Annotated in this window: 14 protein-coding genes, 1 other RNA gene and 1 pseudogene; 10 read left to right on the forward strand and 6 right to left on the reverse strand. The window is 44.4% G+C overall.

Annotated elements, in window-relative coordinates; genetic code table 11:
- Window positions 1-87: 87 nt before the first annotated feature.
- Window positions 88-312: a TIGR02922 family protein gene (locus KFE26_RS07085; RefSeq protein ID WP_028760777.1), complete on the forward strand. Its 225-nt coding sequence runs from the start codon at window positions 88-90 to the stop codon at window positions 310-312.
- A gap of 176 nt (window positions 313-488) precedes the next feature.
- Here the strand turns inward: KFE26_RS07085 and KFE26_RS07090 are convergent, their stop codons facing one another.
- Window positions 489-1,070 carry a TetR/AcrR family transcriptional regulator gene (locus KFE26_RS07090; RefSeq protein ID WP_212600006.1) on the reverse strand — a complete coding sequence of 194 codons (582 nt, stop codon included), beginning with the start codon at window positions 1,068-1,070 and terminating at the stop codon, window positions 489-491.
- A 133-nt stretch (window positions 1,071-1,203) separates the two neighbouring features.
- Between KFE26_RS07090 and KFE26_RS07095 the strand changes: the two genes are divergently transcribed.
- Window positions 1,204-2,271 (forward strand): alkene reductase, encoded by a 1,068-nt coding sequence (locus KFE26_RS07095; protein ID WP_212600007.1) that lies wholly within the window; start codon window positions 1,204-1,206, stop codon window positions 2,269-2,271.
- 71 nt (window positions 2,272-2,342) lie between these two features.
- Here the strand turns inward: KFE26_RS07095 and KFE26_RS07100 are convergent, their stop codons facing one another.
- The gene (locus KFE26_RS07100; RefSeq protein WP_212600008.1) at window positions 2,343-4,760 is read right to left on the reverse strand and encodes a Lon protease family protein; all 2,418 of its coding nucleotides are present in this window, start codon (window positions 4,758-4,760) and stop codon (window positions 2,343-2,345) included.
- Window positions 4,761-5,279: 519 nt separating this feature from the next.
- Between KFE26_RS07100 and KFE26_RS07105 the strand changes: the two genes are divergently transcribed.
- Together KFE26_RS07105 and KFE26_RS07110 are read left to right on the forward strand one after the other, a co-directional pair.
- Complete coding sequence (locus KFE26_RS07105; protein WP_249195599.1) at window positions 5,280-8,000, forward strand: putative bifunctional diguanylate cyclase/phosphodiesterase; 2,721 nt, start codon at window positions 5,280-5,282, stop codon at window positions 7,998-8,000.
- A gap of 155 nt (window positions 8,001-8,155) precedes the next feature.
- Window positions 8,156-9,394, forward strand: coding sequence for a DEAD/DEAH box helicase (locus KFE26_RS07110; protein WP_212600009.1), 1,239 nt, complete (start codon window positions 8,156-8,158; stop codon window positions 9,392-9,394).
- A 185-nt stretch (window positions 9,395-9,579) separates the two neighbouring features.
- Here the strand turns inward: KFE26_RS07110 and ssrA are convergent.
- Together ssrA and smpB are read right to left on the reverse strand one after the other, a co-directional pair.
- Window positions 9,580-9,935: a transfer-messenger RNA gene (ssrA, locus tag KFE26_RS07115) on the reverse strand.
- Window positions 9,936-10,006: 71 nt separating this feature from the next.
- Window positions 10,007-10,498, reverse strand: coding sequence for an SsrA-binding protein SmpB (gene smpB / locus KFE26_RS07120; protein ID WP_006080832.1), 492 nt, complete (start codon window positions 10,496-10,498; stop codon window positions 10,007-10,009).
- Between the two features lie 278 nt (window positions 10,499-10,776).
- Between smpB and KFE26_RS07125 the strand changes: the two genes are divergently transcribed.
- Window positions 10,777-11,214: a type II toxin-antitoxin system RatA family toxin gene (locus KFE26_RS07125; protein ID WP_028760728.1), complete on the forward strand. Its 438-nt coding sequence runs from the start codon at window positions 10,777-10,779 to the stop codon at window positions 11,212-11,214.
- Window positions 11,204-11,536, forward strand: coding sequence for an RnfH family protein (locus tag KFE26_RS07130; RefSeq protein ID WP_106651167.1), 333 nt, complete (start codon window positions 11,204-11,206; stop codon window positions 11,534-11,536). Before KFE26_RS07125 ends, KFE26_RS07130 begins: the two co-directional genes overlap by 11 nt.
- An 89-nt stretch (window positions 11,537-11,625) precedes the next feature.
- On the opposite strand, the gene KFE26_RS07135 is transcribed toward KFE26_RS07130, so the two are convergent.
- Entirely contained in the window at window positions 11,626-12,150 is a 525-nt protein-coding gene (locus KFE26_RS07135) for an outer membrane protein assembly factor BamE (RefSeq protein WP_049821762.1), read from the reverse strand.
- 396 nt (window positions 12,151-12,546) lie between these two features.
- On the opposite strand from KFE26_RS07135, the gene KFE26_RS07140 reads away from it, so the two are divergent.
- From KFE26_RS07140 to KFE26_RS07155, 4 genes and pseudogenes are all read left to right on the forward strand, one after another.
- Window positions 12,547-13,338, forward strand: a complete 792-nt coding sequence (locus KFE26_RS07140) for an SAM-dependent methyltransferase (RefSeq protein WP_173246046.1) — start codon at window positions 12,547-12,549, stop codon at window positions 13,336-13,338.
- Between the two features lie 58 nt (window positions 13,339-13,396).
- Window positions 13,397-13,609, forward strand: coding sequence for a hypothetical protein (locus tag KFE26_RS07145; protein WP_212600010.1), 213 nt, complete (start codon window positions 13,397-13,399; stop codon window positions 13,607-13,609).
- A gap of 63 nt (window positions 13,610-13,672) precedes the next feature.
- Window positions 13,673-15,413, forward strand: a pseudogene (locus tag KFE26_RS24310) (GGDEF domain-containing protein).
- 329 nt (window positions 15,414-15,742) lie between these two features.
- Window positions 15,743-17,512, forward strand: a complete 1,770-nt coding sequence (locus tag KFE26_RS07155; RefSeq protein ID WP_105249794.1) for a monovalent cation:proton antiporter-2 (CPA2) family protein — start codon at window positions 15,743-15,745, stop codon at window positions 17,510-17,512.
- A gap of 92 nt (window positions 17,513-17,604) precedes the next feature.
- Here KFE26_RS07155 and KFE26_RS07160 read toward each other — a convergent pair whose 3' ends face one another.
- Window positions 17,605-20,046, reverse strand: a complete 2,442-nt coding sequence (locus KFE26_RS07160; RefSeq protein ID WP_212600011.1) for a TonB-dependent siderophore receptor — start codon at window positions 20,044-20,046, stop codon at window positions 17,605-17,607.
- Between the last annotated feature and the right edge of the window lie 538 nt (window positions 20,047-20,584).

Consider the following 20,584-nt stretch of genomic DNA (forward strand, 5'->3'; position numbering starts at 1 on the left):
CTGGATATTTTAAAATGTTGAGGACAGGGAGCTCTCTTGCGACGTAAATATAACGCAGTAGATGCTGCTTAATGTGAGTTAAATGTGATGCAAGCAAATCAAGCGACTGTAACTGTTTTATATTATGATGCCCCCGTAGGGTTAATTATGCACAACGCCGTATTAGGTAATTTGCCAGTGAGTGAAGCTGGGCGTGTGATGATACCTGCAAGTTTCCGCAAGGGAAAATCTATCATTGCTGTACTTGAAGGTGAGTGTAAGATATTGAATTCATTAGGCGAGCGAGTGTTTGCTCAAGCTAATATAGGTTAACATTTTAAACTAATCGTCATTCTTGGGACGAATAATTCGCTTTGCTAAATTATCGTCCCGACATCTTCTGCAAAAATTCTATTCAATCCATCTATTTCTATTAATGTTAGCGCTTGTTCGCCTAATCATATTCGGTTAGTCATTCAGATATTTACTGTCCCACAAATTAACGCACTTTAATGGCAGACTTCTGCCAATAATTGGTCTGCAAGGTACTGTAAGGTTTCGGCATTAGGATGGGTGTGGGCGAAGGTTCTTAAACCATAAATTCCCATCATTAAATATTGGGCTCTTTGCTCGCTGCTGCGATTGCCTTGGAGGAGTCCTTGTAACGTTGCGGTGGCAAATTGTAGTGTGAGTGCTTGCTGCCAAGATTGTAGATACTGATTGATGATGTCTCGGATCTCAACATCTTGCTCTGCAATTTCATTTAACGCTTTTGTCAGTAAGCAAGCTTGGGCGCTATCGCAACTCAGACATTCAATAACGAGATGATCTAAGTAGGTTTTCAAATTAGTCAGCACATTCTCGCCATTGCCGAATAGATTGTTGAATTGCTCGTTTCTGTCGAGTTGATATTGCTCAATGGCCGCGATTAGTAATCCGCGTTTATTGGTGAAGGCACAGTAAATCGACCCCGGATGTAATCCCGTGGCTTGAGTAAGATCTTGCATGCTCGTTTTGGTGTAACCCTTGTGCATGAAGGCGGCCATAGCGCCGCGAAGTACCAGTTCTCGGTCGAACTCTGCATTACGCATCGAATTTAATTCACTTATATAGAAACGCTTAGGCCAGATTCTACCTAAATTTGAATAAACATTCAAAAATGAACTTGAATGATCGTTCAAATAATAATATCTTGAATGCATATTCAAGAATGGAACTGAGAAAATGACCACACAAACCACGCCAAATTCATTGGTGAATCTGTTCGATACCTACTCACTTAATGACACTATTACCTTAAATAATCGTATCTTAATGGCACCTTTAACCCGTTGTATGGCGGATGCCGATTTAGTGCCGACCGATGATATGGTTGCCTACTATGCACGCCGCGCCGAAGCGGGTTTGATCATCACAGAGGCGACGATTATTCGTCCCGATGCTCAAGGTTATCCAAATACCCCTGGTATTTTTACTCAAGCGCAAATTGCTGGCTGGCGTAAAGTGACCGATGCGGTACATGCCAATGGCGGTAAGATTTTTGTGCAGTTATGGCATACGGGCCGTGTTGCTCATCCACACTTTTTCGGTGGTGGTGATGTGCTTGCGGCATCAGCACAGAAGATTGAAGGCAGCGTGCCAAGAATGCGCGAACTGACATATGTCACGCCAAAACCTGCCACACTTGAGGATATTCAAGGCCTAGTGCGTGATTACGCCAAAGCGGCGGAAAATGCCATTGAAGCTGGGTTTGATGGCGTCGAAATCCATGGTGCAAATGGTTATTTGATTGATACTTTCTTACACCATGACAGCAATCGCCGCACCGATGAATACGGTGGAACACCTGCCAATATGTCCCGTTTTGCGCTTGAGGTTGTCGATGCTGTTGTGGCTCGTATCGGCAAAGACAGAACCGGTTTACGGATTTCTCCAGGGGCTTATTTCAATATGGCGGCAGATAGTCGTGACCGCGAAGTGTTCGATTACTTCTTGCCTGAGCTGGAATCCCGCGATATCGCTTTTGTGCATATTGGGATTTTCGATGACAGCATGGAATTCGATTATCTTGGTGGCAGAGCTTCAAGCTATGTGCGCGCACACTATGGCAAAACCTTAGTGGGAGTTGGAAGCTACAGCGCTGAAACTGCCAGTGAAGCGATTGCGGCGAATAAGTTTGATTTGATTGCTATTGGTCGCCCATTCATTGCCAATCCTGACTATGTTGCTCGCGTGCGTGATGGCGTTGAACTGGTTCCTTACAGCGACGAAATGCTAGCAAGCTTAGTGTAATTTCATTTAATAGCTGAATAAAGAAAGGGTTAGCATGTGCTAACCCTTTTCGTTTGTCTCGTGCCTTTTATTTAATCCGCTTTAACTAAGGATCTGAGTGCGGTGAGTTTTTGCTGAGCTATGCCGAAAATACTCTCGGGAGAATATTGCCCTTGGCTAGGTGCGGCCGTTTGCGGCAAACTTCCTGCGGTTTTACCGAGCAGTAATTCCATTGCTTGAGTCACATGGGTAATAGCCCAAATATGGAATTCCCCCTGTGCCACTGCATCGACAATGTCTTTGCGCAGCATAAGGTTGGCCATGTTCGAGGCAGGAATAATCACCCCTTGTTCCGGTGTACGGCCTTTTATTTTACAAACATCGAAGAAGCCTTCAATTTTTTCATTCACGCCGCCAATGGGTTGAGCCTCACCAAATTGGTTCATCGAACCTGTGATGGCAATATCTTGCCTAATTGCTTGCTCGCTAATAGCCGAGATAATGGCGCAGCATTCGGCCATCGACGCGCTGTCACCGTCCACTCCGCTGTATGATTGCTCAAAGGTGAGGTAAGTGGTGAGCGGGATTTGCGCCGTCTTACCTAAAACTGAGGCTAAATAAGCGGTTAAGATCAACACGCCCTTAGAATGGATCCGGCCTCCAAGTTTGACTCTGTGCTCGATATCCATCACTTCACCCTTACCAAAGGCAGTGGTTGCTGTGATGCGATTGGGCATACCAAACTGATGATCTGAGGTCGAGATTACGGATAAGGCATTGATTTGCCCAACCACTTTACCCTGAGTGCTAATCAAGGTCGTGCCGTTGGTAAAGCTTTGCATTATGTTATCGTGAAGACGCGAGACTCTTTGCTCTTGATTTCGCAGTGCTTGCTCAACGTGCGGCACTAAAATTTGCTGACTGCCCGAAGATTTAGCGCAGTAGTTTGATTCCCGCAGTAGGTTGGCAATATTGGCCGAGTGTAGCGACAGTTTTTGTTGATCTTCGGCCTCCCGCGAGCTGTATTCGATGATGCGTGCTATAGCCGCACGGTCGCAATGTAGCATGTTGTTGTCGTGAACTATGCTCGAAATAAAGCGGGCATAGTGCGCCTCAGAAGTTGAGGTTCTGTCCATCACATCTTCAAAATCGGCGGTAACGCGGAATAACTCACTGAAGTCAGGATCATAGTGCTGTAATAGCTGATAAGTTTCATGATCGCCAAACAGAATAATTTTCACATCTAAGGGGATAGGCTCAGGCGCCAATGAAATCGTGCCCGACAGTGACACTTCCCGTTCGAGTGAACTTAAATCGAGTTTGCGTGAACGCAGGGCGCGTTTTAGTCCGTCCCACACGTAAGGGCGCTCTAATACTTTAACGGCATCCATTAATAACACGCCACCATTCGCCTTGTGCAGGCTGCCGGGACGGATAAGCGAGAAGTCGGTGAACACTGTGCCTCTAAATGTGGCGTTTTCCACATAGCCAAATAGGCTGTGATAACTTGGGCTTTCTTCTACGACAATAGGGAATTTTTGAGTCCCTTGAGCGACCAAAACGTTAACTTGGTAGCGGCGGGGCATTTTCTTTTCAAGGGAAGCGTAGGCTAGGCCCAGTTGTTCTTCACTTTCTTCTAAAAAGATATCTAAATTGTCTAAGATATCCGCCTGCATACCGGTTAGGAAAGTCCGCGCTTCGGGCTGGTGCTTGAACTTATCTTTGAGTGGCTTAATAAAATGAATTAACACTTCTTTGGCGACTTGTTCGTCATGCTCTTGCTGCTTGTCGCTGAATTCTTCTTCCCATTCAGTGATTTGGCGAATAATACCCCGTAGTTTAACCTCTAGACCATTGATATTACTTTCAAATTGACTACGTTCAGTCTCTGTCAATGCTTCGAATGAAGCTTCGTCATGGGGTTCTTCACCATTGAGCGCTACCATTTGATAGTCGCCCTGCATGGTTAAACTGAGGCTGATGCCTTTCTGTTTCGCTTCTTCGGTTAATTCAGTGAGTGCGACTTCTTGCTTCTGTGATAATTGGCTTTTGAGCTTTTCGGTGCGGGCATAATACATTTCATTATCAAAGGCTAAAGGCATAGCTTTGACAAGTTTAAGCATCAACTTTTCGACGGCTTTTTTAAATTCAAGCCCAGTCCCTGCACTCAGTTTCAGTACTTTAGGGCAACGGGTATCATCGAAATTAACCACATAGCACCAATCGTACAGGGTATGGTCGTTTGGCTCGTGACGGCTTAGGTAACGCAGCATCATGGTCCGTTTGCCGAGGCCGTTCTGACCTATGGCGTAGATGTTGTAACCCTTTTCTTTAATTCCCATTGCAAACTCTACCGCTTGCTGGGCGCGTTCTTGGCCGACAATGTCATTGAGAGGTGTGAGTTCTGCTGTCGATTGGCAATCTGTGCTTAATTGGTCGAGTTCGCAAATGCGATATAATTGTTTACTGTTGAGCAGGGTAGCTTGGCTTGATACGACGTCAGTGGGCATAAATATCCTTGGTTTTTCAGCCTTATTATTTCCATTGTAGACAATAAGATAGCATTTTTGTCAATCAAAACCCTGTTATTGCTGATATATGTCTTTAGGGATGGTTTTCTCTCGCTAAGAAAGTGCTGAATTATCGGGGGAAGACTTAATTGATTAAGTCTAACTAATTGTTACTCAATAAACTTATCGCGATACTGACACTAAAATTTTGTGCTAAAGTAGCAAATGCAATGTTAGTTGGATTTACCCGTGCAAGCAGTCTGCTGGGTGTGAGTAAGTTAGTGTGAATTTTGATGGTTTGACCTCTACCACCCTAAAAGGTGGATATGATGGAGTAAGTTTTAGATCCAACCTTAGTGCCAATTGAGATGTATTGATTTGATGTTAAACGTAAAATTTTATGAGATTTTACTGCTTGGTTAACGTTTTCCCTCTGTAGCAATATTGGGCATGTGTTTAAGGTCTTACGGTATTCTCGCCATAGGCCGATTGAGCAGTAACGAGATCTGAGTTGGCAAGATGATGATAGATGTACCTATTACGCAGCAACAGCTGGATAACTGGTTGAGTGACTTAAATTTAGTCGCTGAGATATCAAGCAGTAAAGCAATGTTATTAGCATGGAATGCTGCGGGTGAACTTAGCAGCATGTTAAGTTCAGACTCTGCGGCTGAAAGTGAAATACAGGCAATACTCAGCCACCTAAGTGGCAATCATTTGGCTAACCCTCAGCCTGCTATAAGCCAGTCCGTTGTGATGCCCTCAATGCTCACACCATCTGAAATCGTTCCTAACCCCTTTGATATTATTGATAAACCTACTATTTCCCCGCTAAGCAATGCTAAGTTGTACAGCTTGAGCGCGCCAATTTCAGCATTGCCGCGATTAGGTCGTCATCAAATCACGGCTGCATTATCTGTATCACAGCTAACTGAGCAGGTACGTGAGCCTCTGTTAATTATGGATACTCGGCAGCACTCAGATTGGCACACTTGTAGTGCAATCGGCAGCGTGATTTGTTTGTCTCTCGCTCGGCCATCTGGGGCAAATTTTGGCTTTTTATGCTTCTATCACAACGAGGCACAAGGTGTAGATTCAAAAACGCTACAACTCGCTAAGCTTATCAGCGATAGCATTCAACACCAGTTAGGCGAGATATTGAGCCAACATAATGCGGCTGAAGCATTAAGCCGAGGTTCACCGAGTCGTGTCGATACGGTCGATTTACAAACTTTTATCGATAGTTTTGACGAACATATTTGGATGAAAAATGCCGCTGGCATTTACACTCTTTGCAATCGTAGTGTTGAGAATGCGTGGGAAATGCCCCGTAGTGAGATTGTTGGTAAATCCGATGTTGAACTCTTTGGTGCTGATATTGCAGAGATTTTTCTAGAGGGTGATAGGCTCGCTATCGAATCTGGTACGCCTATCATTGTTGCTGAGTGTTTAGATGGCAGTGAAGCTAAAAATCATCTTTGGCTAGAAACGCTAAAACTCCCAACACTCAATGCTCTGGGTGAGCTCGTAGGCGTTATCGGTATGACTCGCAACATTTCCAAGCATAAAGCAGTTGAAGAACAGCTGACACTGGCGACCAATGTGTTTAAAAACTCGGTTGAAGGTGTCGTTGTGACCGACCGGCATGGCAATATTACCGACGTTAACGGTGCATTTTTTGAGATCACAGGTTATGTGAGGGAAGAGTTACTCGGCCAGAATCCTCGGATCTTTAGTTCGGGTCGGCATGATAAAGATTTTTTCGATAAACTCTGGAATACCTTGTTTACTCAAGGTAAATGGAATGGCGAAATTTGGAATCGGCGCAAGAACGGCACGATTTTTCCGCAAAATATCACCATAAGCACTATTTATGATGACGTTGGAGATGTGCGTTATTTTGTCGCTGTGTTTGCCGATATTTCAGCCCAGAAAGAGAATGAAGCGCAACTCACGCACTTAGCGTATTTTGACCCGCTAACGCATTTGCCCAATCGCATGAAGTTCATGATGCAGCTTAAGCAAGAAGTGCGACAAGCTAAGCGGCTGAATTTGCAATTAGCGACTGTGATGATTGATGTCGATCTGTTCAAGCATATCAACGACAGTTTTGGCCACAGTATAGGCGATGAAATGTTAGTTGAGCTTGCCAAGCGTTTACGCAGCCAAGTAGGCGATCAGGATGTGTTATCACGGATTGGTGGCGATGAGTTTGTGGCATTGATTTCAGGGATCGACAATAGTGCAGATGCCGCAGTTGCCATAAATCAATTGCGCCAAGTGTTTGAGCAACCTTTTATTGTGAGCACGGGCGACCACTTACGTTTAACGGCGAGTATGGGCGTTTCTTTGTATCCAAATGATGGAACCGATGCGGACACTTTACTGCGTAACGCCGATGCGGCCATGTATCGCGCCAAAAATGATGGCCGCAATAATTATGCTTTTTATACTGAGTCCTTAACTCAACAGTCTTTTGAACATCTTAAGCTGCAAAGTGCTCTCTATGGCGCGATTGAGCAAAATGCCTTGTACTTAATGTACCAGCCAAAACTTGATTTAGTGACTCGACAAACCGTGGGATTTGAAGCATTACTGCGTTGGCACGATCCTCAACTGGGGTTGATTTCGCCTGCGATATTTATTCCTGTGGCAGAAAAAATAGGTCTTATCCATGAAATTGGCTTATGGGTGTTAGAAACCGCTTGCCGTCAAGGCATGCGTTGGCTTGGTGAAGGCAAACATTTTGGCCGTATTGCCGTGAACGTGGCAGGACAACAGTTACAGCGCAGTTCCTTTGTGGATGATGTGAAACGTGTCTTAGCTGAAACGGGTTTGCCCGCCAAGCATTTAGAGCTTGAAGTGACCGAAAGTGTGATGATGCAGAACCCTGATCTTGCTATCCGTGACTTAAAGCGACTTGGCGATCTGGGTATCGAATTATCGGTTGATGATTTTGGTACTGGCTATTCATCGCTCAACTATTTGAAAAAACTGCCTATTCATAAATTGAAAATTGATCAATCTTTTGTGCGAGACATTCCCTTCGATACTAACAATACCGCTATCGCTAAGGCTGTGATTGCACTTGGACATGCGTTGAAGCTGGAAATTATCGCCGAAGGGGTTGAAACTAAAGACCAAGCTGATTTTCTGCAACAAAACCAGTGCGATCAAGCCCAAGGTTACCTTTTTAGTCGTCCGCAACTAGCTGCAGATCTCGACGCATTTCTATCGTGATGCTGGCGTATTGCGAGACTGACTTATGGTAAGGCTGACTATCCTGAAATTGATTTAGTTTCACCCGATAGAACAATAGGACTAACGCTATGCCGCTAGTCGCTTAGGGTTGTGTCTGCTAAAATTCTGGCCATTATTTTCAGTGGTTAACCGCAATGTCTTTTAGTGCCTTACCCTTAAACTCCACGTTAGTGAATACCTTAGCGGCTCTTGGTTATGAATCGCCAACGCCTATCCAGTTAGAAGCGATCCCTGCCATCTTAGCTAAACGGGATGTGATGGCTGGCGCCCAAACGGGTACAGGCAAAACCGCTGCGTTCGCCTTGCCTATCTTGCATCATTTGATGACACTCAGCCCTTCGCAAGAGTTAACGGCTGTGAGACCCGTACGCGGATTAGTCTTAGTGCCGACACGTGAACTGGCGGTGCAGGTACAGCAGAGTTTTGTTCAGTACGCTAAAGGGACTGATATTCGTATCGGCATCGCCTACGGCGGCGTGAGTATCGATGCGCAGGTCGCCGTGTTTAATGCAGGGATTGATGTGTTAATCGCAACTCCGGGCCGCTTACTTGATCACCTTAGACAAGGTGCATTAAATCTTAAGCAATTGAGTGTGCTTGTTTTCGATGAAGCTGACCGTATGCTCGACATGGGGTTTATGGATGAAATTCAAGCCGTGCTCAAGCAAGTACCGAGTGACAGACAAACCCTGTTATTTTCTGCCACCTTAGATGCCGCTATCTTCAGCTTAAGTAAAACCTTACTGCGCGATCCCAAGTTGATTGAAGTTGCCAAGCGCAACACGACCGCTGCCGAAATTGAACAAGTGGTTTATGCCGTCGACGCCGACCGTAAAACCGAACTCGTCAGCCATCTGGTACGCAGTAAAAACTGGCATCAAGTGTTGATTTTTAGCCGCACTAAGCAAGGCGTCGATAAACTGGTTCAGCAACTCAATAAAGCCGATATTATCACTCAGGCGTTTCACGGTGACTTGTCTCAAGGCGCGCGCGAGAAAGTTTTGCAGGAATTTAAACAAGGCAAAATTCAAGTGCTAGTGGCAACGGATGTCGCCGCCAGAGGCCTAGATATCGTCGAGCTTAAATATGTGATCAACTTTGAGCTACCCTTTATCGCCGAAGATTATATTCATCGTATCGGTCGCACAGGTCGAGCGGGTAGTGCAGGGCTTGCCATCACCCTCTTTAGTCAAGAGGACTCCCTATTATTGGAAGAAGTTGAAGTTGTGCTCGACAAGCGTCTACCACAACAATGGTTACTTGGCTTTGAACCCGACTTTAATAAGATGGATACCGAACCTAGACGTAACGGCAAAGCGGCGCAAAAACAACGTGCTAAAAAGCGCGCTTTGGGTGGAAAGGGAAAAAGGTAGTTTTTTAGGTGCGGCGTCTGAATGGCTGAATCTAATAGAGATTAGATCAAGTGGTGACATGATTCATTTATCGACGCCAGTTCAGTTCCCGCCGCCGCATTTGAATTGATTGCTCGAAATGAGTAATAGCCTGAAAGTTCAAACAAAAAGGGCTTAACCTTGCGGTTAAGCCCTTCTGGTAAAATTGGTGGAGGCGGCGGGACTTGAACCCGCGTCCAGAACACCTACATCCAAGGCACTACATGCTTAGTCTCTCTTTTAATTAACCCGAATAAACTCCGAAAGACAGGATTTCATCGGGCGAGTCCGGTACTATTTCGCGGTTCACCCCCGGACGGAGTTCCCTCGCTATCAAATGTAAGATGACCATCTGTATACACCGCCCATTTGAGAGACCTGTGTCAGATGGCTAGCTAGCCTAAGCTGCTAGAGCGTAGTTATCGTCGTTTGCAACTATAACTGTGCGGCTTTTTACGAGGCCAACCGCCCCTCGGCATGCTCCCAGGGTTTCGTGAATCCTGTCGAATCCAAAATCGCCCCCAAGAATTTGATTGTAACCCGTAGCACTATGATCACCTAGCATCATTTGCTTCAAGTTCAATCGTTTGTTCATTATCCGTGCGTTTTTTCTTTTTTCATCACGCGGGCTTTTTCAACTTCCCATTCACGCGCTTTAGTATCTTCGCGCTTATCGTGATCTTTCTTACCTTTACCTAGGCCAATTTCCACTTTTACCCATGCACCTTTACGCCAGTACATTGAGATAGGAATAATAGAGTAGCCTTGGCGCTCAACTAAGCCCGCTAGTTTATCTAGCTCTTTACGGCTGAGTAGCAGTTTTTTCAAACGTAGGGGATCGCAGACAACGTGTGTCGATGCCGTATTCAAGGGAATAATGGTGCAGCCATGCATAAAGGCTTCGCCATTTTTCAGGAATACGTAACAGTCGGACAAGTTGACCTTACCCATACGGATAGATTTCACTTCCCATCCCATAAGGGATAGGCCGGCTTCCATTTTCTCTTCGAAACGGTATTCGAAGGTTGCGCGCTTATTACGTGCGATAGTCGCAGGCGCGGCTTTGCTTGAATTTTTCTTTACCATAGTGGCGCCATTATACGCACGGTGAATCAATTTGGTATTGATATAAGGGTTTATTTAGTTAATTTCAAGCCTCTATCGTGTTGTTGCTGGTTTTTTGAACGTGATTAGGGTGTTAAGTATCAGCCTAAGTGCACAAGGGGTGCGTTTTTTACGTATCGTGATAAAATCCGTGCAAATTTTGATTGCTGGCCTAAGTTGTTTATTGCACGTGCGTTATTTTCGTGCGTTTGAGTTTGCTTAGGTCGCTGTGAATACGTTAGTGAAGAGTACTAAGTCCTATGCCGCAAATTTCTCGAAGTGTGTTAGTCCGTTTTAGTGCGATGCAAATGTATGACTTAGTGAATGATGTCGAGTCGTATAAGGAATTTTTACCCGGTTGTGTGGGTGGCAAAGTCTTAGAATTTGATGGTAAGACTATGCTGGCATCTGTTGATGTGAGTAAAGCGGGGATCCGTAAGACATTTACGACTCGCAACCAAGTGGTTCCTGGTAAGAGTATTGATTTAACATTAGAAAATGGGCCCTTTAAGCATTTATTGGGGCAGTGGCGTTTTACTGAGCTGACTGAAGAGGCCTGCAAGGTAGAATTCGAGCTGAGTTTTGAGTTTTCAAGTTCGTTAGCCGATATGGCCTTTGGTAAAGTGTTTAATGATCTTATGGTATCAATGGTGACGGCATTTACGAGTCGCGCTAAGGTGATTTACAGTGACAAATGAGACAGATAAGTTTGTAGTTGATGTGGTTTACGCCTTGCCTACACAGCAAAAAGTGATTTCGGTGAATGTGAATCCCGGCACGTCGGCGATTGAGGTGGTGCGTTTAAGTAACATAGTGAGTTTTTTTCCTGAGATCGATTTAGAGACGGTTAAGCTCGGTGTGTTTAGTAATGTGGTTAAGCATGACCAAGTGATTTTACCGGGGCAAAGGGTTGAGATTTATCGTCCTTTGATTGCTGATCCTAAGGATGTGCGTCGTCGCCGAGCAGATAAAGCTAAAGATGAAGGCCGCGCGAATAAAGTGACGGGCGGACGGGCTTAAATATTGACATCATTGCTCAATAAAAAAGCGCCCTTGGGCGCTTTTTTGTATTTGATTGACTGAGAAGAGCATAAGCAAAGTTTAGGATATTACTTAATTGGTTTTTGAACTTGCGCTTCAGCTTGATTTTCTTTAACTAATGGCTTTTCATCGGCGCGCTGTGCTGGAATTTGTGGCACTAGCTCAGTTTTATTACCTGTTGGTAAGCTGCTTTGCTCTAGCGGCGTACTAAATTCTTTGCTCAGTTCATAATCGCCTTTCACTGAGGTAAGTTTATCGCCCGTAAAGTGCAGTATGAGTTCTTTATGCGTAATGCTGGCATCACGCCCACTCTTGTAGTGATACACGTAGTACCAAGTATCGTCAGCAAAACTATCTCGTAATACCGGACGGCCGAGAATGTATTCGGCTTGTTCTTTGGTCATGTCAATGCGCAACTTTTCAACTTGTTGCGGTTCCATGTAGTTGCCCTGTGGAATGTCAGGCTTATAAATCAACCAATCGAACACGCTACAGGCACTGAGTGAAACAGAGAGCGCCACAGCGCCCAGTAGGGTAAGACTTTGCTTTTTATTGATCATTGTATGCGCTACTTCTGAAAATCTGGCGGCCATAATACCCAAGCATTCCCCCTCATGACAAGGGCAATCGGGCTTTGCAACCGTCATAGATCGAATTGTGTGACTTTTCGACCCAGTATGTTGGCTTTAGTTCTCAATCTTTAAGGATATTTATTCGCTAAAGTCATATGGGGCTAAGAGTATGATTTTCGGCTTCTAGAGCCGTACAGGTTTACTGTTGGCTGGATTGGGAAAGAGTAAATGTGAGCGATTTCTTCTTTAAAGCCAAGCAATTAGTTAGTAAGTCGATAGACAGTATGTGTGGCGATAAACATAGTAATCTCATTAAAATCAGATTAAAGTTACCGATATGTTTTTATTGTGTTCTTGTACTGTGGCTTTTTTGCCGTAAGTTTGCAGTGTTCGAAATAAAATAGTGGGATAGATGCATTGGGCTCTTTAGTTTGCGTAGGTACAGGTTTACAACTGGCCGGACAGATCAGTGTGATGAGTCGTAGTTATATTGAGCACGCTGATGTCGTGTTTTCACTCTTGCCCGATGGTTTTTCGCAGCGTTGGATCCAGAACATTAATCCCAATGTCATTAATTTACAGCCGTTTTATGCACAAAATGGTGAAGTTAAAAATCGCCGAGAAACCTATGAACAAATGGTTAATTCTATATTGGAGGCGGTGAGGGCTGGCAAAAAAACCGTTTGTGCACTCTATGGTCATCCTGGAGTCTTTGCCTGTGTTTCCCATATGGCGATTACGCGGGCGAGGGCAGAAGGGTTTTCAGCGAAGATGGAGCCGGGGATTTCTGCCGAGGCGTGTTTATGGGCTGATCTGGGTATTGACCCCGGTAGCTCTGGGCATCAAAGCTTTGAAGCTAGCCAGTTTATGTTTTTTAATCATGTGCCCGATCCGACAACCCATTTATTGTTATGGCAAATTGCGATTGCTGGTGAACATACCTTAACTCAGTTCCATACTACGAGTGACAGGCTGCAGATTTTGGTTGAACAACTGAATCAATGGTATCCGCGAGATCATCAAGTGGTGATCTACGAAGCTGCTAATCTGCCAGTTCAAGCCCCTAGAATTGAGTATTTGCCGTTGAGTAAGCTACCCGAGGCAAACTTGTCTCCGAACAGTACTTTACTGATCCCGCCAGCAAAAAAACTCGAATACAACTATGCTATTTTAACTAAATTAAGCATTAGACTTGAAGATTTAGGCTAATTGTGAGTGCTGTACTTCTGAGCTGAATTCGGGAGTCATCATATAAATAAGGAAAGGTATGTCTGCATTATCGGATTTTTTTACCCAGTTAGGCCAAGATGCACAACTGATGGAAGCGTATCAACAGGACCCTGAGTCCGTTATGCGTGCCCATGGGTTAACTGATGAAGAAATTAGCGCTGTAATTACAGGGGATATGACAAAACTAAAAGTTTTGAGTGGCGACCAAAATTATCAAACATTTATTTTAGTCAATCATGGTAATAATTAACTAATCTTGAAACGGTTACGTTGTGCCCTATTAGCCATCTTCGCCTTGTGTTCGACAGCTTTGATGGCTAACTCTCTCGATTTTGATCAGGCACTCAATGAGCTTGATGTATTACTGCAATCTGATCTTAGTGCTGCGCAGAAAAAGCTTGCCGAATATGAGAAAGAATTCAGTCGTTTAACTACAATACAACAAGGACGACTGAGGATAGATAGAGCGATAGGTTATTTTTTCATCGGTGAATATACTAAAGCGTTAGATGATCTTCACCAAGCCGAAACCTTAGTGACAAATACTGATTTATTGGCGTCAGTTTATAGTTACAAAGCCACGGTATATATAGGTATGCGTGACTATGACAAAGCCTTGGCTGCAGTCGCTCAAGCATTAGCCCTAGTGGTGAATATTGATGATGTCACGATTAAACGGCACTCATATCTAAGAATTGCCAATATTTATTCCGAAATGGACGCTTATAGCGATATGGGCCTTTATGCCAATAAGGTGCTACAACTCGCAAAGGAAACCGATGTCCGCGATATTTGTCATGCCAAATTGTTGCGCGCTATTTATTTACTCGGCGTGAAAAATCCCGACGCCTTCGATGCCTTCGAAGATAGCCGTCAATACTGTGATGCGAAGCAATTCCCCCTTCTGGCGACTATGTCGATGAAAGGCAAAGCTATGGTTTTGCAGGAGCGGGGCGACTTTTTAGGCGCGAGAGCGATTCTGCTATTAGCTTTAAAAGGGTATGAAGCTTTTCAATTTCAGTTAGAAATTAGCCATGTACATGCACTACTTGCCGAGAATTACTTTGCCATGGATGAGCAGGTTCAAGCGAAAAGTCACGCCGTTAAAGTGCTTTCATTCCCCGATGATAATAGCTACATCGAACATAAGCATATTGCATATTGCATATAAGGTATTTGCCGAACTGATGGCGGCGGATAAACAATTTGAGCAAGCCTATGAATACACAAGAAAAGAACAATATTATAATCAATTGATTTTTGACCAATCTAGAATGAAAACTCTCGCTTATCAGGCGGCTAAGTTTAATGCCGATGAACAGGCGCGTGAAATCAACTTACTCAATAAAGAGCGTGAACTTTACATCGCTCAGCAAATGGTAAAAGAGCGGGAATACACCAATATGCTGATGTTTATCACTATTCTAGTGGGTGGGCTGTTCTTCCTTGGAATTTTGTTAGCCGTAGGTCAGATGCAGAAACGTAAGTTTATGCGTATGGCGAGAATGGATGCCTTAACAGGCATATTGAATCGTGGTGCAGGGCAAGAGTTGGGAGAAAACCTTTTTGTGCAAGCCACGGCTCGTAGCGGGGATTTCTGTGTCATTTTATTCGATTTAGATTTCTTCAAACGCATCAACGATTCTTTTGGTCATGGAACTGGCGATTGGGCGCTTAAAAAGGTGGTTGACTCCCTTAAATCCCATATCCGAAATGGTGATGTTTTTGCTCGTATCGGCGGTGAGGAGTTTGCAATTTTATTACCCTATGCCGATGAGGAGAAAGGCATGGAAGTGGCGGAGCAATGTCGAGCTCGTATCGAGGCCATTGATACCCAACATTCAGGGCATAAGTTCGTTATAACGGCGAGTTTTGGCGTGAGCGGTTTAATGGCTGATGATCTGAGTTTGGATCCATTATTTCACCGAGCCGACATGGCGCTCTATGCCGCTAAGGCCAATGGCCGCAACACCGTAGTACGCTATTCTGACATATTAAAATGTGACAAGCAGGCAACTGATTTACGGCGTCATATCGCATCGCCCTCTGTGTAATGCAAGTCGAGTGAGCATTTAGTCTCATCCAGAGTTGGCAAGCCCTTACTGGTTTTATCCTTCCTTAGTTTATTGCTCGTTTTTTATTTTGCAGTCACTCACAAAATGCGATAACAGTTTAAGGTGTCTCTAAGTGCTCTTTTACTCTGCTTTGTTGCTCCAGTTGATTTCCCCTACGCTTAAGTGTTTTTCGTATCAAAATTTCTCATTTTTAATGAATTGCCTTGACCTTGTTAATAAATAAATGGGATATCATAGCTGATAATTGCCTAGCTATTGCTGGGTCCTTACATAGAACAATGCGCATTCCTTTTTCCGTTGGAGCCTTCATGGAACAGTCGAGTTTACTCACTTCGGTGCTGCTATTTTTATTGGCGGCGGTTATTTTTGTTCCCTTGGGTAAACGTTTTGGCGCGGGCCCTATTCTTTCCTATTTGGCCGCAGGGATTATTTTAGGCCCAGGTGGTATGGCGTTGGTTTCTGATCCTGCAGCCGTGTTGCATTTTGCCGAGTTAGGTGTGGTACTTATGCTGTTTGTACTTGGACTCGAATTGAATCCAAGTAAATTATGGGAACTTCGCAGTGCTATCTTTGGTTTAGGCAGTGGTCAGCTGTTGTTGTCATGGGCTGCGATTGGAGGTTTGGCTTGGGGTTTTGGCTTGTCTATTGAGGCGGCTTTAGTGGTTGGCGCCGCGCTATCTTTATCATCGACAGCCTTTGCCGTGCAGTTAATGAGTGAGCATAGGTTGCTTACAACCCCACTTGGACGTGATGCTTTTGGGGTCTTGTTAATGCAAGATCTTGCGGTTATACCTATGTTGCTGCTGACAGCATATTTGGCGCCCAATTCTGCTCAGATTGAACATCATGCGGTGCCTTGGTACTGGACGTGTCTTGCGCTCGTTGGTTTTGTGTTAGTGGGGAAATATTTACTGCCTAAATTCCTTAAACTAGTGGCAAGCAGTGGGGTGCGTGAAGTGCTCACCGCTTTTGCATTATTGCTGGTCATGGGTAGCGCTGAGTTAATGGAGTGGTTGGGACTTTCCGCGGGTATGGGGGCATTTTTGGCGGGTATTATGCTCGCTAACTCAAGTTATCGGCACCAGCTCGAAACTGACATAGAACCTTTTAAAGGCTTATTGCTTGGGCTGTTTTTCATGGCTGTCGGTATGAGTATGGATTTGAAATTATTGATATCTGATCCGTTACTTATTCTGGGTATTTTAATGGCTATGTTGCTGATTAAAACCTTTGTGCTTATGGTGTTGGGTCGTATTCGGCACCACAAATGGCGGCCTAGTATTGCACTAGGTTTGATCCTTGCTGAAGGGGGCGAATTTGCCTTTGTGCTGTTATCTCAGGCGCAGCTATCTGGTATTGTCGGCGATAAAATTGCGCAAGTCCTTGTGCTTGCTATTGGTTTGTCTATGGCAGTAACACCTCTATTGTTTACTTTGTTCCGAGCAACTAAAGCCAAAGTGGTGGATACTCGTCTGCCAGATACGATTAATGTCACCGAATCTGAAGTGGTGATTGCTGGATTTGGTCGAGTAGGCCAGATCACGGGGCGTATTTTGGCCTCATCAGGTATCCCTTTTGTCGCCTTGGATAAGGATGCGAGTCATGTGGATGTTATTCGTAAATACGGTGGTGAAGTGTATTTTGGTGATGCCAGACGCTTAGACATGTTGATGTCGGCGGGGATTGCTCGGTCTAGATTACTATTGCTTGCCGTGGACAGTGTTGAGGATTCCATTGAAATTGCTCAGCAAGTGAAAACGCATTTTCCCCATATCAACATAGTCGCGCGGGCGAGGGACCGTAACCATGCTTATCGTTTGATGAGCCTTGGGGTGACGGATGTGTTTCGTGAGACCTTTGGTTCGGCGCTATCGGCCAGTGAGAAGATTCTCCAAGGCCTAGGTTTATCGCAGGTACAAGCCAACGAGCGGGTAAAAATCTTTGCTGAACATGATAAGAAACTGGTGATTGCGAGTGCGGCTCATCAGAATGATTTAGCGACGTTAATCAATTTATCGAATAAGGGTAAGGCAGAGTTGGAATCCCTCATGCGTGGCGATAGGGAGAATGTGAGCTAATGTTGTCACTCTGATTTGGATATAAAAAGAGAGCATAAATGCTCTCTTTTTTATTGGTTTACAACATCAAATTTAACGCTGATGTTTAGGTGTTAAAAGCTATAGCTGTATTGCAGTTTGACGTTGCGTTCTTCACCCGGCATACCTCCGAGGAACATGGCTTTACTGTAATAGTCTTTATTGAAAAGGTTATTGATGTTCAGCTGGATTTTCCAAGAATCCGCGTTGTAGCTCACCGCCGAGTCGACAACGGTATAGCTAGGCACATAACCGTCTGGAATACCAAATGAGCTAGAGTGCGTGCTGCGATCATCGACAAATTTAGCACCAAGGCTTAATTCGATTGGGCTTGATAAGCTAAACCAATCGGCGCCATAGGTCACCCAAGCACTGGCAGTGACATAAGGTACGCCTTTTTGTCGGCTATTGTAGGTTAAAGTATTTGGATTTTGTTTATCCCTTGCATCTTGGTACATACCGTTAAGGTTAACGCGCCATTGATCATTAAGATGGGCATTGAGATCGAGTTCGACCCCCTGAGTATCTTCGCTACCATCGTAAAAATACACGGGTACTTCTGGTCCTGATACGCCTATCTTATATTCTTCATTCGTATAAGGCACATTGGTTCGTGAGCTTTTAAAGAGCACCAATGATGCTAGCATTTGATCATCAAAGGCTTTAAAGCGCATACCCAGATCATTGCTTACCGATTCTGAATCTTTACGGTCAGTATTTTTGCCGGTCACAGAGCCTAATATACTGTAAGCCGTGCGCCCCTTTGAATGGTTCACAAAGAAAGATAAATCGTCCGTTGGCATATAAGTTAAACCTAGATTATAGGTGATGCCGTTATCCGTAGTGTCCTCTTCCTGCGTCGCAGCAGCTTGACTTGCACTATAGCGTTCATCGACACCAAAGTGTTCATAACTTTGTTTTATCTCGTTAAAGGCAACGCCTACACGTGTGGTGAAGCCATGTCCTAAATACCCCACGTGTTGTACACCTAAACCCCAAGCGCTGACTTTTTTGTCATAGTTCGCTGTCTTGAGTGGATCATAGTCCTCAAACTTGCCTGTACCCCAGTTAGGATTGCGGATGTCGTATATATAAGGCAGAGATCCTTGGTAAATGATTTTGCCATCTTTGTTTTTAAAGATTTGATCCGCATCGTAGATAGAATATTGCTGGAAGCGAATATTACGGTCTTCATAGTTGGCATTGACCAATAATTCATTGTCTATATTGCCAATTTGGAAGTCATAACGTAAATCGGCAAAGTACTGCCACGAAGTCTCGTCGGCATCCACTTTACGGTATTCCTGACGTCTTGCAGCAAAAGGATAAAGCACGCCGTTTTCAACTAATGGCGCGCGGGGATCAGTGTTGATCGGGTTTTTGCCTTGTTTCCAGTAGACGTAGTTATAAGCACCTGTTTGGCGGGCGAAGCCTGAAGTGTAGTCGCGATACTGTAATTGCTGATTAAGAAACAGATTATCGTTGAAGTAAATATTATGGGTTAGTTTAAATCTTAACTCTTCGCCTTCATTGTCCTTCGCCATGGGCGAAATCAGCCCTGCATCACCAAACGAATAGGGCCTTAAGCCGTCAGCGCCCGACAACGAGTCCGCTAGCTGCTGACGCTGTGCATCGGTCAGTTGTAGACCCTTACCACTTGGATCGTTGATCAAATCCTGCCAAGTGACCTCTCCCGCGCTCTTACCGCCGACTGAATCGGCATTGTAAATTCGAATCGGGTGGCCAATAGAGTCAACGGCAATAGCATCTTTGATGTAAGCACCTGAAAGCATTACATCTTGGCTATCACTTAATACCCATTTTAAGGCGCCATAGATTTCGTCTCTGTCTGTGCCTATATCGCGATAGCCATCACTGCGGCCGGATTTGGCCACTAAACGGTAGGCGACATCATCATTCAGGGCGCCCGTGCTATCCAGAGCAAGGGAGTAGGTATCCCATTGCCCAACTTCGGCGGTAAATTTGTTTTTTGACTCGAATTGCGGTTTTTTCTCAATTAAATTGATGACGCCGCCAGCACTCCCCATGCCATAGAGTCCAGTCGCTGGGCCTTTTAATACTTCTACGGATTCAACGTTGGTTAAAGAGCGCGTGGGGTTGAAAGTGTTACCAAGGCCAGCACCGCCATACATACCGTCATAGGTGTAATTTGCGCCTAAACCACGGATGACTATGTTGTCACCGATGCCATAGTTATTACCCGCTTGAGTCACACCACTGATGTTACGGATCAAGTCTTGCAGATTATCTGTACCTTGGGTTTCGATCAGTTCTTGGTCAACAATTACAACTGCAGCGGGTGTTTCCATGAGAGACATGTCGGATTTAGTCGCTAGCCCTGAATTTTTCACCACTGAGTTTTGTCTGCCATAAACCGTGATGCGCTCAACGTTGGCTTCAGTATTTGCTGATACCGAGTTAGCTTCGGCGGATGCAGTTTGCGATAAAACGGAAAGGCAGGCGAGTGCAGTTAGTGACAAACGAAATGATTTCATTAATGGTTCCCCCAAATAAATAGGTCGCGAATAGTAATGATTTGCATTTAAGTTGGCAACATATGTTTCAGATGTCGTGGTTGAAATGTGCAGTGCTGCGAATAAGTGTTATGAAAAGGCATGTATTTGAGGAAGTAAGGTATGGGTTCTCGCAGGAGAAAAGCTTCATAAAAAGTCGCGTCTAAGTTCCATCCCGCTGTAATGTCAAATTTGTTTCATTTTTTTTATAAAAAAGTGATTTATTTTTTGAGTTAACCATCACATCCCACCTTGTTGATCGGGAAACGCAACCTGGTACTTAGTTTGAATCGCACATGATACTTGTTTCGTTTACGTAAACGTCAAAATGAAACGGTCGTTTTAATTTGTGGCAATAGCAACAGTCTTTATCATTATGATTTATATGAATTTATCTGACTTACCTCTAGGTTAGTTCAAAACATTGAGCATTTTCTACTTAGGTCTAATAGAGTAAAAATGATGTAATAATAAATTTACTATTAGTTATTTAATTACGTAATTAATTACTATGCGTATT

Source organism: Shewanella sp. M16, assembly GCF_018224605.1.
In the GTDB taxonomy this organism is placed as follows: domain Bacteria; phylum Pseudomonadota; class Gammaproteobacteria; order Enterobacterales; family Shewanellaceae; genus Shewanella; species Shewanella oncorhynchi.